Consider the following 3,333-nt stretch of genomic DNA (forward strand, 5'->3'; position numbering starts at 1 on the left):
CCGCCTTCAAAACGGCGCGATTGAAAATTCACGGTACCACTGAACATGTCACCACTTGCACCACGTATCGCCCACCCTGTTTTGGTACCTAGATCAAAACAAAGAATTGTATTATTCATCACGTTTATGAAGCTCTAAAGCCATATTCCGCACTCCCAATAATAACGGAGTCGCTCCCATATTCTACGGTGCCAAGGTAGAGATGCCATGTATTGTTGTGGTGTTAACATAGACAATTTATAAGTCGTATTGGAAATGTAATTAAAGTTTGGAACTAGGTGATCACCACGTAATCTGCCGCCACCAAAAACAGCCCCTAAACCACTAATCCAACAATTACCTTCGTGACTGAGGTTCTCTTCACTCTCTACCCAGCCACCTAAATCACCTTTCCTTACTTTGCCAAAGCTTCTCAATGCTCGTATTCGGTGTAACTTGAAAGGACCGAGATCAACTGTATCGTCTGTAAGTTCGTATTTCTTTTTACTACTATTAACTAAATCACAACCACTAATAAAACCTGTATCAATCCATGCATCACCACACACACGGGCATTTTCACAAATTATTGCTGTACCGTATACATGTGCATTACCAAAAACTTTAGCATCAAAATAAACAATGGCATTGCCATAAACATGAGCGTTATCATAAACGTTGGCATTACCAAAAACCTTGGCTCGACCGTAAACCCTAGCACTACCATAAACCTTTGCATCGTCCCCAACCCAACAGTCTCCCTCATGACTTAAATTGCTTTCATTTTCAATAAAGCCACCTAAGTCACCTGCGTACACATCTCTAAAATTTCTTAAAGCACGTATACGGTGAAGCGTAACTCCATTAACTTCGATTGTTTCATCAGTAGATTCATACTTCTTTTTAAGTATCATATCTTCCACCTCTATCTTCTCACTTACTTTTCTTCTTACTCTTCTTATTCTTATGAGGCGGCGCTTTTACTACTTCATCACGCTGTTTAAGCTCTTGTGTTAGTCTTTCAACTTGCTCGTCGCGTGATGCAACATCTGCTTTTAGTGCCTGTATCTTTTCACTTTTCCGTTTAAAGTCTTCTCGGTACGCATCTATCTTTTGCTTCAATTCTTTAATTTCCGTATCACGTGATTGAACATCTGCTTCGAGTGTCATTACAACTTCACTTACATTTCTGAACGCCTTTTCATGCTCTTCAGTCTTTTGTTTCAGTTGTTTAATTTCCTCGTCACGTTCTTCAATCTCTTGCTTCAGTTGTTTAATTTCCTTGTCACGTTCTTCAAGATCCGCATCACATTCATCAATTGTCTGCTTGCTTTCCATTAAATACCTAAACTCATTCTCTTTCATTTTTTTCTTAATATCTTGAACCTGCTCTTTAAGTGCTTTAACTTGATCGCGATAATGCAATGCAATACGAAACATCACTCCGCTTAAGAGCAAAACTGAAACCACTGCTATCCATAAAATCTCATTCGAACTCATCTTTATCTCCTTTAATTTTTATGAGGGCGGTCATCATGACCAATCTGTTGTGCTTCGCATTCCATTAAAAAAAGAATGCAACAAGCCGCATGTGCCAAGTGTGATAAATCACTCTCAGCATCCTTATGCTCTCCACCAAACCATGCTAATAAATGACGTAAAGCAGCACCGTGTAACCTGCTCCAGTGCATGCCATTACGCCAATTGTTTGCTCCGTACTTCTTTGCCCCAAACTCTAAAACTTTACCAATTTCAAGCAGTGCCAACGGCGGTATAAGCTCTACACGAGGCTTACCATCATCATTCTTATGCGCTTCATTTGCATTATGTGAACACATATAAACTCTGTCGCCACCATATTCTTCAGTGCCGCAAACATATGCATTTCCATAAATCTTGGCCTTACCATAAACCACGGCATGACCGAACACCTTAGCAGCATCACAAACCTTGGCATAACCACAAACCTTGGCGTTGCCATAAACCTTGGCGTTGCCATAAACATGGATATTATCGTAAACGTAAGCATTACCAAAAACCGCGGCTTGACCGTAAACCCTAGCATTGCCAAATACATGCGCATTACCACAAACCTTGGCGTTGCCATAAATCGCAGCTGCTAAAAGAACATTGGCATTCTCATAAACACGGGCATTGTCATAAACATGAGAAAAACCAAGAACCTTGGCATTGCCAAAAACACGTGCATCACCATAAACCCATGCCCTATTCCCAACCCAACAATCGCCCTCATGAGAGAGGTTGCCTTCACTCTCTACAAAACCACCAACATCACCTGCTTTAACTTTTCCAAAGCTTCTCAATGCACGAATGCGGTGAAGAGTTTTTCCAGCAAACTCAATTGTTTCATCAGTAAGTTCGTATTTCTTTTCTACAGCCATCATCACCTCCTTAAGGCTGCAAAGTCTCACGCGCGCTATCAACGCCGGAACTTTTTGCAAATGTAGTCATTGGGGGGTGTTGCTCTTGCATTAATCTCTGCAAGCGCTCGGGATAAAAAAAATCTTCTGGACGCAAATCTATCCCATGATCACGTGCGTAGGTTAATAACTGCGCTTGATAAATTGAAGGAAACAATCCATTAGAACCACCCTTCTCTTTAGAATAAGTGATACGATAAACAGCTCCTTTACATTTCTTCAAAATACGCGAAACGTTAATAGCCCCCCCTAGATATTTTATTATAGTATACGCAGGTTCTTTTTTCATAAAGATAAAATTTCATATTTTATGAATTTTATCAAGATAAAATTTCATATTTTTTTTATTGATTTTTCATTTCATATGAAAGACTTTGTATTTTATGGAATCAGATCAGTTAAAGGTATGGCTTAATGCGCAATTAGCTAAAAATGGTCATGGTAGTAAGAAAATGCTAGCCAAGCATTTAGGAGTGTTACCATCTACCTTAACTAGTATGTTGCATGATTCAGGTACAAAAAGATCAATAAAAGCAAGTGAATTAATAGAAATTATTGATTTTTTTGGCGAAATCCCCCCTTTTCTAATCAAAGAATCTGAACAGTTTATTCAACTGTATTATCAAGCAAATCCCGAAGTTCAGAAAGCTGTTTTAACGATTCTTCAGAATTCTTGTTCTTCAGACAAAAAATAATAGCAGCCATCACTTTTTTATCTCCACAATTCCAAAGTTTTTCTAACATTAGTTTATCCATAATTAACCTACACTTTATTAAAATTTCATATTTTCTGAATTTTTATATTGACAATTTTCATAAATAATGAAATATAAGTTCCATATCTTAGAAAATAACTTTTGCCAATAGGCAGTATGGAGGCATTTGTGAATAAACCAGTGTTTATAAATTCTGA

The 3,333-nt window shown here is 38.2% G+C and carries 5 protein-coding genes; 1 reads left to right on the plus strand and 4 read right to left on the minus strand.

Features of this window, described 5'->3' with window-relative positions; translation table 11 throughout:
• Positions 1-134: 134 nt before the first annotated feature.
• From ACFINH_RS09335 to ACFINH_RS09350, 4 genes are all read right to left on the minus strand, one after another.
• Positions 135-893, minus strand: coding sequence for a hypothetical protein (locus tag ACFINH_RS09335; RefSeq protein WP_375632862.1), 759 nt, complete (start codon positions 891-893; stop codon positions 135-137).
• Positions 894-912: 19 nt separating this feature from the next.
• Positions 913-1,479, minus strand: coding sequence for a hypothetical protein (locus ACFINH_RS09340; protein ID WP_375632864.1), 567 nt, complete (start codon positions 1,477-1,479; stop codon positions 913-915).
• 11 nt (positions 1,480-1,490) lie between these two features.
• Positions 1,491-1,817 (minus strand): dATP/dGTP diphosphohydrolase domain-containing protein, encoded by a 327-nt coding sequence (locus tag ACFINH_RS09345; protein ID WP_375610982.1) that lies wholly within the window; start codon positions 1,815-1,817, stop codon positions 1,491-1,493.
• Between the two features lie 574 nt (positions 1,818-2,391).
• Positions 2,392-2,709: a hypothetical protein gene (locus tag ACFINH_RS09350; RefSeq protein WP_375632866.1), complete on the minus strand. Its 318-nt coding sequence runs from the start codon at positions 2,707-2,709 to the stop codon at positions 2,392-2,394.
• A 94-nt stretch (positions 2,710-2,803) separates the two neighbouring features.
• Here ACFINH_RS09350 and ACFINH_RS09355 point away from each other — a divergent pair, with 94 nt between their 5' ends.
• Complete coding sequence (locus tag ACFINH_RS09355) at positions 2,804-3,115, plus strand: XRE family transcriptional regulator (protein ID WP_114647946.1); 312 nt, start codon at positions 2,804-2,806, stop codon at positions 3,113-3,115.
• Positions 3,116-3,333: the final 218 nt, after the last annotated feature.

The organism is Bartonella sp. AA74HLJMH, from assembly GCF_042197045.1.
Lineage (GTDB): Bacteria > Pseudomonadota > Alphaproteobacteria > Rhizobiales > Rhizobiaceae > Bartonella.